Annotated in this window: 18 protein-coding genes, 2 tRNA genes and 1 rRNA gene; 10 read left to right on the forward strand and 11 right to left on the reverse strand. The window is 58.2% G+C overall.

The genetic code is table 11. The features are described 5' to 3' along the window. Positions 1 to 42: 42 nt before the first annotated feature. The 4 genes from ACA054_RS29200 to tyrS form a co-directional block, all read right to left on the reverse strand. Positions 43 to 118, reverse strand: a tRNA-Ala gene (locus ACA054_RS29200). A 28-nt stretch (positions 119 to 146) separates the two neighbouring features. Then, positions 147 to 223, reverse strand: a tRNA-Ile gene (locus tag ACA054_RS29205). Positions 224 to 383: 160 nt separating this feature from the next. Then, a 16S ribosomal RNA gene (locus tag ACA054_RS29210) occupies positions 384 to 1,920 on the reverse strand. A gap of 493 nt (positions 1,921 to 2,413) precedes the next feature. Continuing rightward, entirely contained in the window at positions 2,414 to 3,613 is a 1,200-nt protein-coding gene (gene tyrS / locus ACA054_RS29215) for a tyrosine--tRNA ligase (RefSeq protein WP_497687239.1), read from the reverse strand. A 213-nt stretch (positions 3,614 to 3,826) separates the two neighbouring features. Here tyrS and ACA054_RS29220 point away from each other — a divergent pair, with 213 nt between their 5' ends. Together ACA054_RS29220 and ACA054_RS29225 are read left to right on the forward strand one after the other, a co-directional pair. Further along, entirely contained in the window at positions 3,827 to 5,263 is a 1,437-nt protein-coding gene (locus tag ACA054_RS29220; protein WP_497687240.1) for a peptidoglycan DD-metalloendopeptidase family protein, read from the forward strand. 3 nt (positions 5,264 to 5,266) lie between these two features. Beyond that, positions 5,267 to 6,358 carry an anhydro-N-acetylmuramic acid kinase gene (locus ACA054_RS29225; protein WP_497687241.1) on the forward strand — a complete coding sequence of 364 codons (1,092 nt, stop codon included), beginning with the start codon at positions 5,267 to 5,269 and terminating at the stop codon, positions 6,356 to 6,358. A gap of 67 nt (positions 6,359 to 6,425) precedes the next feature. On the opposite strand, the gene erpA is transcribed toward ACA054_RS29225, so the two are convergent. Further along, positions 6,426 to 6,776: an iron-sulfur cluster insertion protein ErpA gene (erpA, locus tag ACA054_RS29230; RefSeq protein ID WP_007906865.1), complete on the reverse strand. Its 351-nt coding sequence runs from the start codon at positions 6,774 to 6,776 to the stop codon at positions 6,426 to 6,428. A 167-nt stretch (positions 6,777 to 6,943) separates the two neighbouring features. Continuing rightward, positions 6,944 to 7,978 (reverse strand): N-acetyl-gamma-glutamyl-phosphate reductase, encoded by a 1,035-nt coding sequence (gene argC / locus ACA054_RS29235; protein ID WP_497687242.1) that lies wholly within the window; start codon positions 7,976 to 7,978, stop codon positions 6,944 to 6,946. A gap of 135 nt (positions 7,979 to 8,113) precedes the next feature. On the opposite strand from argC, the gene hemJ reads away from it, so the two are divergent. The 6 genes from hemJ (at position 8,114) to coq7 (ending at position 12,638) form a co-directional block, all read left to right on the forward strand. Then, positions 8,114 to 8,542: a protoporphyrinogen oxidase HemJ gene (hemJ, locus tag ACA054_RS29240; RefSeq protein WP_497687243.1), complete on the forward strand. Its 429-nt coding sequence runs from the start codon at positions 8,114 to 8,116 to the stop codon at positions 8,540 to 8,542. 32 nt (positions 8,543 to 8,574) lie between these two features. Beyond that, the gene (locus ACA054_RS29245) at positions 8,575 to 9,543 is read left to right on the forward strand and encodes an NAD(P)H-dependent flavin oxidoreductase (protein WP_497687244.1); all 969 of its coding nucleotides are present in this window, start codon (positions 8,575 to 8,577) and stop codon (positions 9,541 to 9,543) included. Positions 9,544 to 9,604: 61 nt separating this feature from the next. Further along, positions 9,605 to 10,552, forward strand: coding sequence for a DUF805 domain-containing protein (locus tag ACA054_RS29250; protein ID WP_497687245.1), 948 nt, complete (start codon positions 9,605 to 9,607; stop codon positions 10,550 to 10,552). Positions 10,553 to 10,613: 61 nt separating this feature from the next. Then, complete coding sequence (locus ACA054_RS29255; RefSeq protein WP_497636799.1) at positions 10,614 to 11,402, forward strand: SDR family NAD(P)-dependent oxidoreductase; 789 nt, start codon at positions 10,614 to 10,616, stop codon at positions 11,400 to 11,402. An 80-nt stretch (positions 11,403 to 11,482) separates the two neighbouring features. Further along, positions 11,483 to 11,821, forward strand: coding sequence for a histidine triad nucleotide-binding protein (locus ACA054_RS29260; protein ID WP_191489645.1), 339 nt, complete (start codon positions 11,483 to 11,485; stop codon positions 11,819 to 11,821). 169 nt (positions 11,822 to 11,990) lie between these two features. Then, on the forward strand, positions 11,991 to 12,638 hold the full coding sequence (coq7, locus tag ACA054_RS29265) for a 2-polyprenyl-3-methyl-6-methoxy-1,4-benzoquinone monooxygenase (RefSeq protein ID WP_497687246.1): 648 nt from the start codon (positions 11,991 to 11,993) through the stop codon (positions 12,636 to 12,638). Between the two features lie 111 nt (positions 12,639 to 12,749). Here coq7 and ACA054_RS29270 read toward each other — a convergent pair whose 3' ends face one another. Next, the gene (locus tag ACA054_RS29270) at positions 12,750 to 13,172 is read right to left on the reverse strand and encodes an OsmC family protein (RefSeq protein WP_008061600.1); all 423 of its coding nucleotides are present in this window, start codon (positions 13,170 to 13,172) and stop codon (positions 12,750 to 12,752) included. Between the two features lie 229 nt (positions 13,173 to 13,401). On the opposite strand from ACA054_RS29270, the gene crp reads away from it, so the two are divergent. Beyond that, complete coding sequence (crp, locus tag ACA054_RS29275; RefSeq protein ID WP_046818165.1) at positions 13,402 to 14,046, forward strand: cAMP-activated global transcriptional regulator CRP; 645 nt, start codon at positions 13,402 to 13,404, stop codon at positions 14,044 to 14,046. A 10-nt stretch (positions 14,047 to 14,056) separates the two neighbouring features. Here the strand turns inward: crp and ACA054_RS29280 are convergent, their stop codons facing one another. From ACA054_RS29280 to ACA054_RS29295, 4 genes are all read right to left on the reverse strand, one after another. Beyond that, the gene (locus ACA054_RS29280) at positions 14,057 to 14,758 is read right to left on the reverse strand and encodes a lipoate--protein ligase family protein (RefSeq protein WP_497687247.1); all 702 of its coding nucleotides are present in this window, start codon (positions 14,756 to 14,758) and stop codon (positions 14,057 to 14,059) included. A gap of 145 nt (positions 14,759 to 14,903) precedes the next feature. Beyond that, positions 14,904 to 15,740, reverse strand: a complete 837-nt coding sequence (gene trpC / locus ACA054_RS29285) for an indole-3-glycerol phosphate synthase TrpC (RefSeq protein ID WP_497687248.1) — start codon at positions 15,738 to 15,740, stop codon at positions 14,904 to 14,906. Next, entirely contained in the window at positions 15,737 to 16,786 is a 1,050-nt protein-coding gene (trpD, locus tag ACA054_RS29290) for an anthranilate phosphoribosyltransferase (RefSeq protein ID WP_497687249.1), read from the reverse strand. Before trpD ends, trpC begins: the two co-directional genes overlap by 4 nt. Positions 16,787 to 16,795: 9 nt before the next feature. Then, positions 16,796 to 17,389 (reverse strand): aminodeoxychorismate/anthranilate synthase component II, encoded by a 594-nt coding sequence (locus ACA054_RS29295; protein ID WP_020798793.1) that lies wholly within the window; start codon positions 17,387 to 17,389, stop codon positions 16,796 to 16,798. A 406-nt stretch (positions 17,390 to 17,795) separates the two neighbouring features. Between ACA054_RS29295 and estP the strand changes: the two genes are divergently transcribed. Continuing rightward, positions 17,796 to 19,703, forward strand: coding sequence for an esterase EstP (gene estP / locus ACA054_RS29300; RefSeq protein WP_497687250.1), 1,908 nt, complete (start codon positions 17,796 to 17,798; stop codon positions 19,701 to 19,703). Positions 19,704 to 19,792 lie beyond the last annotated feature (89 nt).

A 19,792-nucleotide genomic window follows, 5' to 3' on the forward strand; every position in this document is an offset into this window, starting at 1 on the left:
TGGAATGCTCATTTCTAAGCTTTATACAATCAGAAGCAGTAGTGGTGGAGCCAAACGGGATCGAACCGTTGACCTCCTGCGTGCAAGGCAGGCGCTCTCCCAGCTGAGCTATGGCCCCGTATTTCTACAGGTTTCCCACACAAAATTGGTGGGTCTGGGCAGATTCGAACTGCCGACCTCACCCTTATCAGGGGTGCGCTCTAACCAACTGAGCTACAGACCCAATTTCGAGCTGCTAAGGCCGACCTCACCCTGCTCTTAACCACAGAGCATGGGGTGCGCTCTAACCAACTAAGCTACAACCCTTTAGGCTGCTTCTTATCGTCTTCTTCAATGAATCAAGCAATTCGTGTGGGAGCTCATGGAGCAGCTGAGTCGTCGATTAAGGAGGTGATCCAGCCGCAGGTTCCCCTACGGCTACCTTGTTACGACTTCACCCCAGTCATGAATCACACCGTGGTAACCGTCCTCCCGAAGGTTAGACTAGCTACTTCTGGTGCAACCCACTCCCATGGTGTGACGGGCGGTGTGTACAAGGCCCGGGAACGTATTCACCGCGACATTCTGATTCGCGATTACTAGCGATTCCGACTTCACGCAGTCGAGTTGCAGACTGCGATCCGGACTACGATCGGTTTTCTGGGATTAGCTCCACCTCGCGGCTTGGCAACCCTCTGTACCGACCATTGTAGCACGTGTGTAGCCCAGGCCGTAAGGGCCATGATGACTTGACGTCATCCCCACCTTCCTCCGGTTTGTCACCGGCAGTCTCCTTAGAGTGCCCACCATTACGTGCTGGTAACTAAGGACAAGGGTTGCGCTCGTTACGGGACTTAACCCAACATCTCACGACACGAGCTGACGACAGCCATGCAGCACCTGTCTCAATGTTCCCGAAGGCACCAATCCATCTCTGGAAAGTTCATTGGATGTCAAGGCCTGGTAAGGTTCTTCGCGTTGCTTCGAATTAAACCACATGCTCCACCGCTTGTGCGGGCCCCCGTCAATTCATTTGAGTTTTAACCTTGCGGCCGTACTCCCCAGGCGGTCAACTTAATGCGTTAGCTGCGCCACTAAGAGCTCAAGGCTCCCAACGGCTAGTTGACATCGTTTACGGCGTGGACTACCAGGGTATCTAATCCTGTTTGCTCCCCACGCTTTCGCACCTCAGTGTCAGTATCAGTCCAGGTGGTCGCCTTCGCCACTGGTGTTCCTTCCTATATCTACGCATTTCACCGCTACACAGGAAATTCCACCACCCTCTACCATACTCTAGCTTGTCAGTTTTGAATGCAGTTCCCAGGTTGAGCCCGGGGCTTTCACATCCAACTTAACAAACCACCTACGCGCGCTTTACGCCCAGTAATTCCGATTAACGCTTGCACCCTCTGTATTACCGCGGCTGCTGGCACAGAGTTAGCCGGTGCTTATTCTGTCGGTAACGTCAAAACAGCAACGTATTAAGTTACTGCCCTTCCTCCCAACTTAAAGTGCTTTACAATCCGAAGACCTTCTTCACACACGCGGCATGGCTGGATCAGGCTTTCGCCCATTGTCCAATATTCCCCACTGCTGCCTCCCGTAGGAGTCTGGACCGTGTCTCAGTTCCAGTGTGACTGATCATCCTCTCAGACCAGTTACGGATCGTCGCCTTGGTGAGCCATTACCTCACCAACTAGCTAATCCGACCTAGGCTCATCTGATAGCGCAAGGCCCGAAGGTCCCCTGCTTTCTCCCGTAGGACGTATGCGGTATTAGCGTCCCTTTCGAGACGTTGTCCCCCACTACCAGGCAGATTCCTAGGCATTACTCACCCGTCCGCCGCTGAATCAGAAAGCAAGCTCTCTTCATCCGCTCGACTTGCATGTGTTAGGCCTGCCGCCAGCGTTCAATCTGAGCCATGATCAAACTCTTCAGTTCAAACATCTTTGGGTTTTGAGAAAACCCTAAACTTGGCTCAGCAATCGTTGGTTACATCTTTGATTTCTCGCGGAGTAACTTGTGATGCTGATAATCTGTTGACTAGCAGTCTGACTCCACAAGCACCCACACGAATTGCTTGATTCAGTTGTTAAAGAGCGGTTGGTTAAGAGCTTTGTCTCAACCGAGGCGCGCATTCTACAGCAGCCTCATTTGCTGTCAAGTGGTATTTTTCAGAAGTTTTCAAGGAATCCTTAACAACTTCAACCACTTGCGCTTCAGATCTCTCATCAGCGGGAGGCGAATTCTACAGCGTTACACGCTGCTGTCAACACCTCTTTTTCAACTTCCTTCGCGCTTCGATGAACTGAAGCAACCTGCTGTCGAAAACAGCGTAACTCATTGTTTACCAAGGAGTTTTCCGTTTCGACTGCGCCGGAAGTGAGGCGAATTATAGGCTTCTAGAATTCGCCGTCAACCTTTTGTTTCAGGTTTATTCGGATTTGAGCGTAATACGCGCAAATGCCTTCTTCCCAGCCTGGCAAACGTGGGTCGCGCCCAGTACGTATATAAAGGAGCGATCGACAACCTCGCCATCGATGCGCACACCACCAGAACCGAGCAGATCACGAGCCACAGCCGAATTCTTCACCAGCCCTGCCTTATTAAGGACAGCAGCGATCGGCATATCTTCGGCAGCAGTCAACTCGATCTCAGGCAGATCGTCTGGCAACTCGCCATCCTTCATACGGTTACCTGCCGCACGATGAGCGTTGGCCGCAGCCTCCTCACCATGGAAACGAGCAACGATCTCTTCAGCCAGCTTGATCTTGATGTCACGCGGATTGGCACCCGCCTCAACATCGGCACGCAAAGCATTGATCTCATTCATGGAACGGAAGCTGAGCAGCTCGAAGTAACGCCACATCAGCGCATCAGGAATGGAGACCAGCTTGCTGTACATCACACCCGGTGCTTCCTGGATGCCGACGTAGTTGCCCAAGGACTTGGACATCTTCTTCACCCCATCCAGACCTTCGAGCAATGGCATGGTCAGAATGCACTGGGCTTCCTGGCCGTAACCACGCTGCAGCTCACGCCCCATCAACAGGTTGAACTTCTGGTCGGTACCACCGAGCTCGACATCCGCGCGCAAGGCGACCGAGTCGTAACCCTGAACCAGCGGATAAAGGAACTCGTGAATGGCGATCGGCTGATTGGTCGTGTAGCGCTTGTCGAAGTCATCGCGCTCGAGCATGCGAGCCACGGTGTACTGCGAAGTCAGGCGAATGAAGTCGGCCGGCCCCATCTGATCCATCCAGGTGGAGTTGAACGCCACTTCGGTTTTGGCCGGATCGAGAATCTTGAACACCTGAGTCTTGTAGGTCTCGGCGTTTTCGAGAACCTGCTCGCGAGTCAGCGGAGGACGTGTTGCGCTCTTGCCGCTCGGATCACCGATCATCCCGGTGAAGTCGCCAATCAGGAAGATCACCTGGTGACCCAGCTCCTGGAACTGGCGCAGCTTATTGATAAGTACGGTGTGACCCAGGTGCAAATCCGGGGCGGTCGGGTCAAAGCCGGCCTTGATACGCAGCGGCTGGCCACGCTTGAGCTTTTCGATCAGCTCGGACTCGACCAACAGTTCTTCCGCACCACGTTTAATCAGCGCTAGCTGCTCTTCAACCGACTTCATAACAGACCCGCAAGGCTCGAATTCAAAGAGGACCAACCATACAAGATCGCGCGTCAAATACAAAGTTTGGCCGGCGCAATGACGCCAATCCGCTGGCAGAGCATGCCCGGACTTGCTTCAGGGATGATTTGGTTATATTTTATACAGTTATTTCATCTTCATCATGTCATTCATCTTTTCCAATTCATCTTTTTCAAAGTCAAAACACTACTTATGACCAAAGAATCGTCTAAAGCGCCACCGCTTTACCCGAAGACCCACCTGCTCGCAGCCAGTGGCATCGCCGCCCTGCTGAGCCTGGCGCTTCTGGTATTTCCTTCCAGTGATGTCGAAGCCAAAAAGACAACCCTGAGTCTTGAACTGGAAAGCCCTGCTGAACAACTGATACAAGAACAAGACGCTGCGGACGTCGTCCAAGCCACAAATGAGCCGGTCGTGCCTCCTTTTGCGCAGATCGAGGACGGCGCGCAAGAGCCCCAGGAAATCGCGCAAGTCGCACCAGCACCAGCACCAGTCCCTGCGCCGGTCGCCGAAGAAAAGAAGGCGCCGAGCCACAGGGAAGTGATCGTCGCCAAGGGCGACACGCTCTCCACGCTGTTCGAGAAAGTTGGCCTCCCAGCCACCTCAGTGCATGACGTGCTGGCCAGCGACAAACAGGCCAAGCAATTCAGCCAGCTCAAGCATGGGCAGAAACTCGAATTCGAACTGGGTCCGGACGGCCAATTGACCAACCTGCACAGCAAGGTCAGCGACGTCGAGACCATCACCCTGACCAAGAACGACAAGGGTTACAGCTTCAACCGCGTTACCGCCAAGCCCACCGTGCGCTCCGCCTACGTGCATGGCGTGATCAACAGCTCGCTGTCACAGTCCGCTGCGCGCGCGGGCCTGTCGCATCGACTGACCATGGACATGGCCAGCGTGTTTGGCTACGACGTCGACTTTGCCCAGGATATTCGCCAGGGCGACCAGTTCGATGTGATATATGAACAGAAAATGGTTAACGGCAAGGCGGTCGGCGACGGCCCGATCCTGTCTGCGCGCTTCACCAACCGCGGCAAGACCTACACCGCTGTGCGCTATACCGACAAGCAAGGCAACAGCAGCTATTACACGGCTGACGGCAACAGCATGCGCAAGGCATTCATCCGCACCCCGGTGGACTTCGCCCGCATCAGCTCGAAATTTTCCATGGGCCGCAAGCACCCGATCCTGAACAAGATCCGCGCCCACAAAGGCGTGGACTACGCAGCACCGCGCGGGACGCCAATCAAGGCGGCCGGCGACGGCAAAGTATTGCTGGCGGGTCGTCGCGGCGGTTACGGCAACACCGTAATTATCCAGCACGGTAATACCTACCGCACGCTGTACGGCCACATGCAGGGCTTCGCGAAAGGTGTCAAGACTGGAGGCACGGTCAAACAAGGCCAGGTCATCGGCTATATCGGCACTACCGGCCTGTCCACCGGTCCGCACTTGCATTACGAGTTCCAGGTCAATGGCGTACACGTCGATCCGCTGGGCCAGAAAGTAGCGATGGCTGACCCGATTTCCAAAGCCGAACGCGCCCGTTTCCTGGCGCAGAGCCAGCCACTGATGGCCCGCATGGACCAGGAAAAATCCACCCAACTGGCTTCGGCCAAGCGCTAAGCCATGGCGCTCTATTTAGGTGTGATGTCCGGGACCAGTCTTGATGGCCTGGACATAGCGCTGATCGAGCAAGCGCCGGCGATCAGGCTGATCGCCACCCAGTACATCCCGATGCCCGACTCCCTGCGCGCCGAGCTGCTTGGCTTGTGCGCCAGCGGTCCGGACGAGATCGCGCGCTCCGCCATCGCCCAACAGAACTGGGTGAAGCTGGCGGCGCAGGGCGTTCATGCCCTCCTTGCCCAACAACACCTCAAGCCTGAAGACATTCGCGCGATTGGCAGTCACGGCCAGACCATTCGCCATGAACCCGCGCGCGGCTTCACGGTGCAAATCGGTAATCCGGCGCTGCTGACCGAGCTGACCGGCATCACGGTGGTCAGTGATTTCCGCAGCCGTGATGTCGCCGCTGGCGGGCAAGGCGCGCCACTGGTTCCAGCCTTTCACGAAGCGCTTTTTGAAGAACGGTCCGGCAACCGCGCCGTGCTGAACGTGGGTGGTTTCAGCAACCTCAGCCTGATTGAGCCCGGCAAGCCTGTTGCGGGTTTCGACTGCGGCCCGGGTAATGTGTTGCTGGACGCCTGGATTCACCAACAGCGCGGTGACAACTTTGACCGTGATGGCCAATGGGCTGCCAGCGGCAAGATCGAGCCGATACTATTAAAGGCACTGCTCGCCGACCCCTTCTTTGTGACAAAGGGCCCGAAGAGTACCGGCCGGGAAGTCTTCAATCTGCCATGGCTGACCCGGCATCTGGCAGAGCTGCCGACCTTCGCTGCCGAGGATGTTCAGGCAACGCTGCTGGAACTGACGGCATTGACCATCATCGAGTCGCTGCAAAGTGCCCAGGCAGATACTCAGGAGCTGCTGGTCTGCGGCGGTGGCGCGCACAACGCCGCGCTGATGAAGCGCCTGACCAGCCTGCTACCGAATGCGGCGGTCAGCAGCACCGCCACTCACGGCGTAGACCCGGACTGGGTCGAAGCCATGGCCTTCGCCTGGCTGGCCCACTGCTGCCTGGAAGGTATCGCGGCCAATCGCCCGAGCGTCACCGGTGCCCGTGGGCTGCGCGTACTCGGCGCTATCTACCCCGCATAAACGCCAGACAGCAAAACGCCGCAGGACCGTGAGGCCATGCGGCGTTTTGATGATACAGACGCGCTGATCAGATCGAGAACGAAGAGCCACAGCCACAGGTGGTGGTAGCGTTCGGGTTCTTGATGACGAAACGCGAGCCTTCCAGACCTTCCTGATAATCCACCTCGGCTCCTGCCAGGTACTGGAAGCTCATCGGATCGACAACCAGACTCACACCTTCGCGTTCAACGATGGTGTCGTCATCGGCCACTTCTTCATCGAAAGTGAAGCCGTACTGAAAACCTGAACAACCGCCGCCCGTAACGAATACGCGCAGCTTCAAGCGATCATTGCCCTCTTCATCGACCAGGCTCTTCACCTTGTGCGCGGCACCGTGGGTGAATTGCAAAGCCGTGGGGGTGAAGGATTCGACGCTCATGCTGACTATCTCCCGGCGTTACGCCGCCATATTGCGTGATGACGCGCATTATCCGCTTCTCCTAGAAAAGCGGTCAACTATTGTTATGGTATATCAACCAACCCAACCGCCCGCCCTGAAATGCAAAAGGCCCGTTCAACGGGCCTTTTGCTGTGCGCGATACAGCCTTACGGCAACATGCCCGCATGGGACAGACCCAGGCGTTCATCCAGACCAAACAGGATGTTCATGTTCTGTACAGCCTGACCCGACGCACCTTTGACCAGGTTGTCGATCACCGACAACACGACCACCAGATCGCCGTCCTGTGGACGGTGCACGGCAATACGGCACACGTTGGCGCCGCGCACACTGCGGGTTTCCGGGTGGCTGCCGGCTGGCATGACGTCGACGAACGGTTCGTTGGCATAACGCTTTTCAAACAACGCCTGCAAATCCACCGAGCGATCCACGACGGTCGCGTAGAGCGTGGAATGAATGCCACGGATCATCGGCGTCAGGTGAGGTACGAAGGTCAGGCCAACGTCCTTGCCCACGGCACGACGCAGACCCTGGCGAATTTCCGGCAGGTGGCGATGCCCTTTGACGGCATAAGCCTTCATGCTTTCCGACGTCTCGGAATACAGCGAACCTACGGCAGCACCACGACCGGCACCGCTGACGCCGGACTTGCAGTCGGCGATCAGGCGCGAAGCATCGGCCAGACCCGCTTCGAGCAACGGCAGGAAACCCAATTGCGTAGCAGTCGGGTAGCAACCCGGCACGGCGATCAGGCGCGCCTTCTTGATCTGCTCGCGATTGACTTCCGGCAGACCATAGACCGCTTCATCCAGCAGCTCCGGCGCACCGTGTGGCTGGCCGTACCATTTGGCCCATTCGTCGGCATCCTGCAGGCGGAAGTCCGCAGACAGGTCGATGACCTTGGTGCCTGCCGCCAGCAGTTCACCCGCCAGGGCGTGCGCGACGCCGTGAGGAGTTGCAAAGAACACTACATCGCAGGCGCCCAGGGTCTTGATGTCCGGAACGCTGAACGCCAGGCCGTCGTAGTGGCCTCGCAGGTTCGGATACATGTCGGCCACAGCCAGGCCGGCCTCGGATCGGGAAGTGATGACGACCACTTCTGCTTGCGGATGCTGTGCCAACAGACGCAGCAGTTCGACACCCGTGTAACCCGTGCCGCCGACGATACCGACCTTGACCATAAACCTGCCCTCAACGAACCCACTGGAAAGCCGTCGATAATAGGGGCCGCAAGCCCCTGCGACAACCGTCAAGGTGACGTGCGGGCGCTCTACCCTCTACTATCTTCGCTACTGTGAACCTGGGAATAACCAAAAATGCTTTATCTGTGGCTCAAAGCTTTCCACATCATCAGCGTAGTTTGCTGGTTTGCCGGCCTGTTCTACTTGCCGCGCCTTTTCGTCTACCACGCCCAAAGCGAGGACACGGTCAGCAAGGAGCGCTTCAGCATCATGGAGCGCAAGCTGTACCGGGGCATCATGGGACCGGCGATGATCGCCACGCTGATCTTCGGTGGCTGGCTCATCTACCTCAATCCAGGCATCTTCAGCCAGGGCGGCTGGATCCACGCCAAGCTGACCTTGGTGGTGTTGCTGATCGGCTACCACCACATGTGCGGCGCCCAAGTAAAACGATTTGCCCGTGGCGAGAACACCCGCTGCCATGTCTTTTATCGCTGGTTCAATGAAGTGCCGGTCCTGATATTGCTGGCTATCGTAATTCTGGTCGTCGTCCGGCCGTTTTAAATCAACAGGCACAAATCACCGGGGTATTTCCAATGTCGCTGCCCGCTCTGCTCGAACAACGTTTGCGTCTGCCCGTGGTGGCGGCGCCGATGTTCCTGATATCCAACCCGCAACTGGTACTTGCCTGCTGTCGCAACGGCGTAGTGGGCAGTTTTCCTGCGCTGAATCAGCGTGAGAGCAGCGGCTTCAAGGCCTGGCTGGAGGAGATCGAGGCAGGGTTGGCGACCCTGGAGAACCCCGCGCCCTACGCGGTGAACCTGATTGTGCACAACAGCAATCCGCGATTGCAGGCGGACCTGGACATCTGCATTGAACACAAAGTCCCGATCGTGATCACCAGCCTCGGCGCCGTGAAGGAACTGGTCGACGCAGTCCACGGCTATGGCGGCCTGGTGTTCCATGATGTGACGACCCGCCGCCATGCCGAGAAAGCCGCCGAGGCGGGTGTGGACGGGCTGATCGCCGTCGCTGCGGGTGCCGGCGGGCATGCCGGGACCTGGAGCCCGTTCTCGCTGATCGCCGAGATCCGCCAGTTTTTCGACAAGACCCTACTGCTGGCCGGGTGCCTGAACCACGGCCACGAAATTCTCGCCGCGCAATTGCTCGGTGCGGACCTGGCCTACTTCGGCACACGATTCATTGGCACCACCGAAAGTCACGCGCCTGACGCCTACAAGGAGATGCTGCTGACATCCAGAGCGGCAGACATCATCCATACTCCAGCGGTGTCTGGTGTACCGGCGAGTTTCATGCGCCAGAGTCTGGAGGCCGCCGGTTTCGACTTGGCAGCGCTGCAAAACAAGGGCGAGGTCAATTTCGGCTCCAAGCTCAAACCCATCAGCGATGAAGCCAAAGCCTGGAAAACCGTGTGGTCCGCGGGCCAGGGCGTGGGTGAAATCGATGACTTGCCGAGCGTCGAGCAGCTGGTAGCGCGCCTCGACGCCGAGTACCGCACGGCACAGGAACAAGCAGCACAGTTGCGCCAACACTGGCCGCGCTAAAAACCGGGCCAACCGCGGTTGGCCATTCGTATCGATGACTCGCGACAAGGATGCCTCGGCAATGAGCGAAAACCGTTACAAGATCGTGTTCGACGGCGCTCTGTTGCCGGGTGTTGATATCAACACCGCCAAACTCAATCTCGCTGCGCTGTTCAATAGCGACGTCGGCGCCATCGAACGCCTGTTCAATGGTCGACCTGTAGCACTCAAGCGCGACCTGTCGCAGGCTGATGCGCAGACCTATCTTCAAGCCCTGAAGAATACTGGCGTCGATGCCCGGATCGAGGCGGAACCTTCGATCGAGCTTGACCTGGCCGATGTTCACGACCATGCCGCCGAGGCTAAGCCGCAATCGCCTTATTCGCCGCCACAGGCCAGCGTCGGCGAAAAACTGCCGGAGTTCGCCGCACTCAAACCCTTCGGCGTCGAAGGTCGAATCGGACGCCTGCGTTTTCTGGCGTGGACGATGGTGCTGAGCCTGGTGACATTGCCCATCGTTGGCGTGTTTGCGCTCATCGCCTTGGGATTGGTCAGTGACAACTCCACCACAGGGCTGATCATCGGCGGCATCTTTGCCTTCTGCCTGTTCCTGGCGTTCCTGGTTGTCAGCGTTCTGTTCTGCGTTCAGCGTTTGCACGATATTGGCTGGTCGGGCTGGCTCTGGCTCCTGAATCTGGTTCCGTTCGTAGGCAGTTTCTTCCCGCTGGTGATCATGGTCATGCCAGGCAACGCCAGTGCTAACCGCTATGGCCCGCCTCCCCCGCCTAACAGCACGGCGGTCAAGGTTCTGTGCGCATTGTGGATTGTGTTTATCGGGTTGTTTTCGGTCGGTGCGATGGTGGGTGGAATCTCGGCAATCCAGCAAGGGTATGAAGACACCCTGGAAAGCAGCTACCAAAGCGGCTCGGTGAGCACCGACGAAATCGATGTCGAAGTCGAACCGCAAGCAAATTCGGCAGCCGAGGCAGCCGAAGAAGCCCCGCCCCCTGTAGACTCTGCGAAAGAATGAACAGCGCTCCCCGCCCGTGACACCTGCGTCGCGGCGCGGAGCTGTTGCGATGGAGAATGGCATGACCCGTTACGCTCTGATCACTGGCGCTTCCAGCGGCATCGGCCTGGCGATGGCCGAAGCGCTGGCCCGGCGCGGCCGCAGCCTGATTCTGGTGGCCCGACAGCGTGATCAGCTGGAAAGTATTGCGATTGAACTGACCCAACGTTTTGGCGTGGAAGTGTTGTTCCGTGCCTGCGATCTGGGCGAGCCGCTGCGCCTGTCGGGCTTCCTGCTGGAGCTGGAGGAAGGTGACCGGCAGATCGACCTGCTGGTCAACTGCGCCGGCATCGGCACTTGCGGCCCGTTCCTGGCTCAGGACTGGATGACCGAGCAGGACCTGATCGAAGTGAACATCCTGGCGCTCACTCGTCTTTGTCATGCCATCGGTAACAGCATGGCGTTGCAGGGTGGCGGCCAGATCCTGAACGTCGCTTCGGTCGCAGCATTCCAGCCCGGCCCGTGGATGAGCACTTACTACGCCAGCAAGGCCTATGTGCTGCACTTTTCCGAAGGCCTGCGCGTCGAGCTGAAAAAATGCGCGGTCAAGGTGTCGGTACTCTGCCCCGGTCCCACTCGCACGGCGTTTTTCCGCACCGCGCAACTGAACAACGACAAACTGGCCAACAGTAAAATGCTGATGAGTCCGGAGGAAGTCGCGCTCTATACCGTGCGGGCCCTGGAGAAAAATCGCGCAATCATCATTCCCGGACGGCGCAACCGCTGGTTCGCCAGCCTGCCCCGGTTCGGTTCGCGCTGGCTGATCCGGACAATCACCGGCATGGTCATCAAGGCTCATTGCCCACGCTGAATTGTCATACGGTAAAACACTGGGCGGGTGCAGCCTCCATGGGTACACTCGGGCCAGCTCAAACAACGGAGAAAACAGCTGTGGATACTCTGTTCACCAAGATCATCAACCGGGAAATCCCGGCGAATATCATTTACGAGGACGACCAGGTACTGGCCTTCCACGACATCGCCCCGCAGGCACCGGTGCATTTCCTGGTGGTCCCGAAGAAACCGGTACGCACCTTGAACGACCTGACTGAGGACGATAAGGCTCTGGCTGGACACATCCTGTTCACCGCCCAGCGCCTGGCGCTGGAACTGGGTTGCGAAAAAGGTTTCCGCGTTGTCATGAACTGCAATGAAGAAGGTGGGCAGACTGTCTATCACATTCACATGCACGTACTGGGTCAGCGCCAGATGCACTGGCCGCCGGGCTGATTCGTAGCGTCCCTTGTAGGAGCCCGGCTTGCCGGCGATGGCGTCACTGAGATCGCCATCGCCGGCAAGCCGGGCTCCTACAGGGCAAGCCTGCGTCGCAATGTCCCAGCGCAAACCTTCCCCGGCCGATTGGGTTAAACTGGCCGCCGAGATTCCTCCGGAGGTCAGCATGACTACCCAACGTCACTACTCGCCGATTGACCGCCTTCTGCTGCAAGCCGACGCCGCGATGCGGACCTTGCTGCCTTTCAGTGGCCAACCCTACCGTCCGTCGCCCGCCATCGTGCAGCCCGATGCGAAATTGAGCGACGATGACACCCGACACGTTGCCGGGCTGATGCGCATCAACCATACCGGTGAAGTCTGCGCCCAGGCGCTGTACCAGGGACAGGCCCTGACTGCCAGGCTACCGCAGGTGCGCGTCGCAATGGAGCACGCCGCCGAAGAAGAAGTCGACCATCTGGCGTGGTGCGAGCAACGGATCCATCAGTTGGGCAGCCACACCAGCATTCTCAATCCACTGTTCTATGGCATGTCGTTCGGGATCGGTGCGGTTGCGGGCCTGATCAGCGACAAAGTCAGCCTGGGCTTTGTCGCAGCGACGGAAGATCAGGTGTGCAAGCACTTGAATGAACACCTGGAGCAACTGCCGGCCGAGGATGAAAAATCCCGGGCGATCCTGGAGCAGATGCGCATCGATGAAGAACAGCATGCCGAAAGCGCACTGGAGGCTGGCGGTTTCCGCTTTCCGGCACCGGTGAAGTTCGGGATGAGCTTGATGGCCAAGGTCATGACCAAGAGCACTTATCGGATCTGAGCTCTCGTTTGTCTATCCGGGCCCCATCGCGGGCAAGCCCGCTCCCACAAGGTTTTGCGACAGACATGAAAAAGGCGACTGCCGTGAGGTAGTCGCCTTTTTTATTGTCAATCAACCGAGTTCGATGATCTCGTAGTCGTGAGTGATCTCTACACCTGCCGCACCGAGCATGATCGAAGCCGAGCAATACTTCTCAGCAGACAGTTCGATGGCGCGCTTGACCTGCGCTTCCTTCAGGCCACGGCCCTTGACCACAAAATGCATGTGGATCTTGGTGAAGACCTTCGGATCTTCAGTCGCACGCTCGGCTTCGAGAAAGGCCTCGCAGCTCTCGACTGCCTGACGGGACTTCTTGAGGATGCTGACCACGTCGAAATTGCTGCAACCGCCTACACCCAGCAGGAGCATTTCCATCGGCCGGACACCCAGGTTACGACCGCCGGCATCGGGCGGACCGTCCATGACCACGACATGACCGCTGCCGGATTCGCCGAGGAACATGGCTTCGCCAGCCCATTGGATGCGTGCCTTCATCGCCAAGACTCCACTGTCTAAAAAAGGGTCGCCAGCTTAGCACAGGCCCCTTGATTGACAGTGATTGGCGTCCTAGGACATAACCATCGGCGCTGTAGGTAAAATCTCGAATATTGCAATAAGTGTCTGGTAAGCTGGCGCCAATTCGCTGGCGCCTGGCCAGCTATGCCGCAATTTCCGCAATTCATAACAAACCCAACACACCGTGCAGTCTTTTCGGGATACAACCATGGTTGCTATTGCCCCCACCCCCAAGATGAAAAACCTCGACAAGCTGTTAATGCATTGCCAGCGCCGTCGATATCAGGCCAAGAGCAATATCATTTGTGCCGGTGACCGCTCGGAGACGCTGTTCTTCATCATCAAGGGTTCGGTCACCATACTGATCGAAGACGACGACGGTCGGGAAATGATCATCGCCTACCTGAACGCCGGGGATTTTTTCGGTGAGCTGGGTCTGTTCGAGCAGGCCGGCCTCGAACAGGAACGCAGCGCCTGGGTGCGGGCCAAGGTCGAATGCGAAGTGGCGGAAATCAGCTACGCGAAGTTCCGCGAATTGTCGCAGCAGGACCCGGACATTCTTTACGTATTAAGCGGACAAATCGCACAACGCCTGCGCAACACCACCCGCAAGGTCGGTGACCTGGCGTTTTTCGACGTCACCGGTCGCGTCGCCCGCTGCCTGCTTGAATTGTGCAAGCAGCCAGACGCCATGACCCACCCCGATGGCATGCAGATCAAGGTGACCCGTCAGGAAATCGGACGGATCGTCGGTTGTTCCCGGGAGATGGTCGGACGTGTGCTCAAGGATCTGGAAGAGCGCAACCTGGTGGATGTCAAAGGCAAGACCATGGTGGTCTTCGGTACGCGCTAAGCTCGTAGACTTAGCCGCTGAACATCTGCGCCAGCATCAGGCGGTAGAGTTCATCGAGACGTTCCAGCGCATCCGGCGCGGTGAACTTCTCATGCAAGGCGATGTGGCTTTCGGCGCGCACCCGCTGCTCCAGACCGCACGCCTCATTGAAGCGATTGACCGCCGCGACCATCGATTCGCGCTCGTTATCCAGCAACATTGCACCGTGCACCAGTCCTACCGGGCGTTGGCCACCCTGGCTCTGGCGCCAACGCTGGGCAGTACCGACCATCTTGCGCCCATCCAGATTGACGTTGAAGCGGCCATCACAGAACGCGCCTTCGATTTCCCCAAGTGACGAAGTCCCGCCAAGCTCATCCAGCAACTGGCAGATCGGATCGCACAAACGCCGGTAGCCGGTCTCGATGCGGTTCAGATCCCCTTCGCTGCGCGGCGGCGCGTAAACCAGGGCGATGTTGATCGTCGAGGCGGATTGCGGCACCGGTTCGCCGCCGGTTTCGCGCAATAGAACCGGCCAGCCGGCAGCGGCGGAGACTTCGCAGGCATGTTCGAAACCCGGCAAACGATTCAAGCGGCGCGGCATGACCAATGCGCGATCGCTTGGCTGCCAGAACAGCAAGCCGAACTCCGCGTCGCCGGCACAGACCGATGCCAACAGATCCTGTTCGGCCTGCAGGCCGGCTTCGATGGTCAGAGAAATAGGTGAGGTCACAAGGTACTCCGTAAGACAAAAAAGTCTATGGTGTTTCTTATGCCGCTATCGCGAGCAGGCTCGCTCCCACAGTTGAGTTCGGCAGTACACATACATTGTGGCCACCCTCAAACCCTGTGGGAGCGAGCTTGCTCGCGATGCTTTTTTAGTCGAGGGTCGAACCGCTGACAGGAATGCCGCGCTCAGGGAAGAACAAGCGTTGCAGTTCAGTCCCCGGATTTTCGGCGCGCATGAACGCCTCGCCCACCAGGAACGCGTAGACGTCGCTGATTTCCATCAACTCGACATCGGCGCGATTGAGGATGCCACTTTCGGTGATCACCAGACGATCGCGCGGGATACGCGGCAACAGGTCCAGTGTGGTTTCCAGGCTGACCTCGAAGGTGTGCAGGTTGCGGTTGTTGATGCCGACCAGCGGCGTGTCGAGGGTTTTCAAGGCCCGCTCCAGCTCATCGCCATCGTGAACTTCCACCAGCACATCGAGGTTGACGCTTTTCGCCACGGCCGCCAGTTCGGCCATTTTCACGTCGTCCAGGGCGGAGACGATCAACAGCACGCAGTCGGCCCCGAGGGCACGGGCTTCAACGATCTGGTACGGATCGATCATGAAGTCTTTGCGGATCACCGGCAGGTTGCACGCGGCACGCGCCTGCTGCAGGTACGCATCGGCGCCCTGGAAATAATCGATGTCGGTCAGCACGGAAAGACAGGTCGCCCCGCCCTTCTCGTAACTCTTGGCAATGTCAGCAGGGACGAAATTCTCGCGGATCACGCCTTTGCTCGGTGAGGCCTTTTTGATTTCGGCAATCACCGCTGGCTGTTTCGTCTTGGCCTGCGCCAGCAATGCATTGGCAAAACCACGGGGTGCATCGGCCGCCTTCGCCAGACTTTCCAGCTCGCTCAGGCTCACACGGGCGCTACGCTCGGCGACTTCCTGAACTTTTCGGGCCAGAATGTTTTCCAGAACCGTCGGTACACTCATCCCTCATTCTCCACTTTGAATACCGCGGTAAATGCACCCAGCTCCTCGAGCTTCTCCCGAGCGAGGCCGGTGTGCAGCGCATCGTGCGCCAGGGCTACGCCTTCTTTCAGACTGCTGGCATGGTCGGCCGCATACAGCGCGGCACCGGCATTGAGCATGATCATTTCGGCAGCTTTCTGACCGTTTTCAGTTTTGCGCTTGCCCAACGCATCGCGAATCAGCTCAAGGGAAGCCGCCGGGCTTTCGACTGCCAGGCCATGCAGGCTCTGGCTTTTCATGCCCAGATCTTCCGGCTCGACCCAGTACTCGGTGATCTGGTCGTTTTTCAGTTCCGCCACGAACGTCGGCGCGGCCAGACTGAACTCGTCCAGACCATCCTTCGAATGCACCACCAATACGTGCTTGCTGCCCAGGCGCTGTAAGACCTCGGCCAACGGCCGGCACAACGCCTGGGTAAATACGCCAACCACCTGATGTTTCACACCGGCCGGATTCGTAAGCGGGCCAAGCATGTTGAACAGAGTGCGCAAGCCAAGCTCCTTGCGCGGGCCGGCAGCGTATTTCATGGCACTGTGATGAGTCTGGGCAAACATGAAACCGATGCCGACGTTATCGATGCAGCGCGCCACCTGGACCGGGGTCAGGTTCAGGTAGATACCGGCCGCCTCCAGCAAATCGGCACTGCCGCTTTTACCCGAGACCGCGCGGTTGCCGTGTTTGGCCACCGTGCAACCGGCCGCTGCGACCACGAAGGACGACGCGGTCGACACGTTGAAGATGTTGGCACCGTCACCGCCAGTGCCGACCACATCGACTACACCGTCGAGGGTCTTGAGTTCGACCTTGTCCGCCAGCTCACGCATGACCGACACCGCACCGACGATTTCGTCGATGCTTTCGCTCTTCATGCGCATGGCCATCATGAACGCGCCGATCTGCGCGTCCGTGCATTGGCCGGTCATGATTTCGCGCATCACGTCGCGCATTTCATCGGTGCTGAGGTCGAGCTGCTCGACGATACGGCCCAGGGCTGTCTTGATATTCATGAAAAGTCCTTAGCGCGTGCCGCCGGTTTGTTTGAGGAAGTTCGCGAACAACTCGTGACCCTGTTCGGTGAGGATCGACTCAGGGTGGAACTGCACGCCTTCGATGTTCAGGGTCTTGTGGCGCAGGCCCATGATCTCGTCGACCGAGCCGTCTTCCAATTGGGTCCAGGCGGTCAGCTCGAGGCAATCAGGCAGGGTTTCGCGCTTGACGATCAATGAATGATAGCGGGTGACCGTCAGCGGCATGTTCAAGCCTTCGAAAACACCTTTGTCTTCGTGGAACACCGGGCTGGTCTTGCCGTGCATGACCTGGCGCGCGCGAACCACATCGCCACCAAAAGCCTGGCCGATGGACTGATGGCCCAGGCAGACACCGAGAATCGGCAGTTTGCCGGCGAAGTGCTTGATGACGTCGATCGAGACGCCGGCTTCGGTCGGGGTGCAAGGACCGGGAGAAACGACGATGCGCTCAGGATTGAGGGCCTCGATTTCGGCGACGGTGAGTTCATCGTTGCGCACGACTTTGACCTGGGAGCCCAGCTCACCAAGGTATTGCACAACGTTGTAGGTAAAAGAGTCGTAGTTATCGATCATCAGCAACATGGCGTTAAGAACCTCTTGAATTCACTGACTTGATACAGCCTTCGAATGATTTACCCGCAGCGTCCTGCTCTTTGACGGTCGCTGGAATCGCGAAGCAAAGGGCAATGTCTTGCGAGTAAAGAAGGCGAAGCGGTAAAGATCCGGCCGGGCCGGCAGAAGGAGTCAGGCGCGCCAACGCCAGCGGGCGTGTGCCTTGATGACTTGATCCAGAAGTTTGCTGACGATCAACACGGGGAAGGTCTCATTTATACGTCCTGGCACAGTAACTTAGCTGGGCAGAGCGTGCAATATGGGGCGATCGAAGCGAGTGAAACATTCGGCAGGTTCGCGCCGAATGGCATCAGGCTCTATAGTTTTTTGGCACTGTCGTTTCATCCACTAAAACAATAAACAAACGGACTTGCTCATGATCAGACAGACGCTGTTTGCACCACTGGCCGGTTGCTTGCTCGCCATGGCCTGCGCTCAGGCGATCGCGGCGCCCAATCCTTATTCGAACTTCATCGTCTTTGGTGACAGCCTCAACGATGCGGGGCAGTTTACCGACACGGGCGGCCCTCCCGGCTCGACCCTGCGCTTCACCAACCGGACCGGGCCGACTTATCAGGACGGCAGCGGCGAAGCCTATTCCGCCAACTCAACCCAGTTGCTTGGGGACAGACTTGGATTCTCCGCGGACCAGACCGCCGCTTCGACTTCAGCCGCACGCGCCGCCCAAGGCTTGCCGGATGGCAATAACTGGGCCGTCGGCGGTTACCGCACCGATCAGATCCTCGAATCAATCACCACGGTATCCGCCACGGGTGAACGTGCGCGAGCGGGATACTTGCCGGCCAACAATTTGCGCGCCGATCCGAACGCGCTGTATTACCTCTCCGGCGGCGGCAACGACTTTCTTCAGGGCCGTGTGCAAAGTGGCGCCCAGGCGAATGCCGCTGCGGACCGACTGGCCAACAGCGTTCAGGTTCTGCAAACCGCCGGCGCCCGGTACATCATGGTCTGGCTGTTGCCTGACCTGGGTTTGACACCTGCCATCAATGGCTCCCCACAGCAGGGACCTACCTCGCAACTGAGCGCGGCCTTCAACCGGCAACTGGTCACTCGACTGGCGGGCATCGATGCCGAAATCATTCCACTGAACATTCCACTGTTGTTGCAGGAAACCTTCGCCGATCCAGCGCGATTCGGTTTTGCTACCGGCCAGAACCTGACGGCGACTTGCTTCAGCGGCGACGGCTGCACCGAAAACGCTACTTTTGGCATCAACAGCGCCACCCCGGACCCCAGCCAGCTGATTTATAACGATGGGGTGCATCCGACCGAAGCCGGGCAAAAGCTAGTGTCCGACTACGCCTATTCCTTGCTCGCTGCGCCCTGGGAGCTGACGCTGCTGCCAGAAATGGCCCACGCCACGCTACGCGCGCATCAGGATGAACTGCGCAGCCAATGGCAATCCGACTGGGAGAACTGGCAGGCCGTTGGCCAATGGCGCGCCATAGTCGCCGGCGGTGGCCAGCATCTCGATGTCGATCACCAAAGCAGTGGCGCCGATGCCGATGGCAGCGGCTACAGCTTGAACATCGGCGGCAGCTATCGCCTCAATGAAGCCTGGCGCGTGGGTGTGGCGGCAGGCTTCTATCGTCAGGAGCTGGAGGCAGGCGATAACGATTCGGACTACAAACTCAACAGCTACCTGGCCACGGCATTCGCCCAGTTCCAGCAGAACCGTTGGTGGGCCGATGCCGCGCTGACCGGAGGCAAGCTGGATTACGACAATCTCAAACGCAAATTCGATCTAGGCGCGGGTGAAGGTGCGGAGAAAGGCGACACCGATGGCTATCTCTGGGCCTTCAGCACACGCCTGGGCTATGACATTGCGCAGCCGGGCAGTGAGTGGCACCTGTCGCCGTTCATCAGCGCCGATTACGCGAAAGTGGAAGTTGATGGTTACTCGGAAAATACCAGTCGCTCCACGGCGCTGACCTTTGATGACCAGAAGCGCGATTCGAAACGACTCGGTGCCGGGTTGCAGGGTAAATACCAAATTACTGCGCAGACTCAAGTGTTTGGCGAATATGCCTACGAGCGTGAGTATGAAGATGACGTGCAGAAGGTGAACATCGCCCTCAATAGCCTGCCTTCCCTCGACTTCACGCTTGATGGCTATACACCGCAGAGCCATTTGAATCGCGTGAGCCTGGGAGTCAGCCACAAGTTGACGGCCGATCTGGCGCTGCGTGGCGGTTACACCTTGCGCAAAGACGATGATTTTACCCAGCAAGGGATTACCGTTGGGGTCGCGCTGGATTTCTGATTCAGCAAACAGCAGCCATAAAAAACGCGGCGCCCTTACAGGTGCCGCGTTTTTTATGCTGGTGAAGTCTTTGTGGGAGCGAGCCTGCT

This window comes from Pseudomonas sp. LBUM1653 (assembly GCF_059716115.1).

Excerpts from the sequence above, each read along its gene's own strand:
- ACA054_RS29220 (WP_497687240.1), top strand. The coding sequence starts at position 3,827 with ATGACCAAAGAATCGTCTAAAGCGCCACCGCTTTACCCGAAGACCCAC.
- estP (WP_497687250.1), top strand. The coding sequence starts at position 17,796 with ATGATCAGACAGACGCTGTTTGCACCACTGGCCGGTTGCTTGCTCGCC.
- trpC (WP_497687248.1), bottom strand. The coding sequence starts at position 15,740 with ATGAGTGTACCGACGGTTCTGGAAAACATTCTGGCCCGAAAAGTTCAG.
- trpD (WP_497687249.1), bottom strand. The coding sequence starts at position 16,786 with ATGAATATCAAGACAGCCCTGGGCCGTATCGTCGAGCAGCTCGACCTC.
- ACA054_RS29270 (WP_008061600.1), bottom strand. The coding sequence starts at position 13,172 with ATGAAGGCACGCATCCAATGGGCTGGCGAAGCCATGTTCCTCGGCGAA.
- tyrS (WP_497687239.1), bottom strand. The coding sequence starts at position 3,613 with ATGAAGTCGGTTGAAGAGCAGCTAGCGCTGATTAAACGTGGTGCGGAA.
- ACA054_RS29245 (WP_497687244.1), top strand. The coding sequence starts at position 8,575 with ATGTCGCTGCCCGCTCTGCTCGAACAACGTTTGCGTCTGCCCGTGGTG.
- erpA (WP_007906865.1), bottom strand. The coding sequence starts at position 6,776 with ATGAGCGTCGAATCCTTCACCCCCACGGCTTTGCAATTCACCCACGGT.
- crp (WP_046818165.1), top strand. The coding sequence starts at position 13,402 with ATGGTTGCTATTGCCCCCACCCCCAAGATGAAAAACCTCGACAAGCTG.
- ACA054_RS29255 (WP_497636799.1), top strand. The coding sequence starts at position 10,614 with ATGACCCGTTACGCTCTGATCACTGGCGCTTCCAGCGGCATCGGCCTG.
- argC (WP_497687242.1), bottom strand. The coding sequence starts at position 7,978 with ATGGTCAAGGTCGGTATCGTCGGCGGCACGGGTTACACGGGTGTCGAA.
- ACA054_RS29295 (WP_020798793.1), bottom strand. The coding sequence starts at position 17,389 with ATGTTGCTGATGATCGATAACTACGACTCTTTTACCTACAACGTTGTG.
- hemJ (WP_497687243.1), top strand. The coding sequence starts at position 8,114 with ATGCTTTATCTGTGGCTCAAAGCTTTCCACATCATCAGCGTAGTTTGC.
- ACA054_RS29225 (WP_497687241.1), top strand. The coding sequence starts at position 5,267 with ATGGCGCTCTATTTAGGTGTGATGTCCGGGACCAGTCTTGATGGCCTG.
- ACA054_RS29250 (WP_497687245.1), top strand. The coding sequence starts at position 9,605 with ATGAGCGAAAACCGTTACAAGATCGTGTTCGACGGCGCTCTGTTGCCG.
- coq7 (WP_497687246.1), top strand. The coding sequence starts at position 11,991 with ATGACTACCCAACGTCACTACTCGCCGATTGACCGCCTTCTGCTGCAA.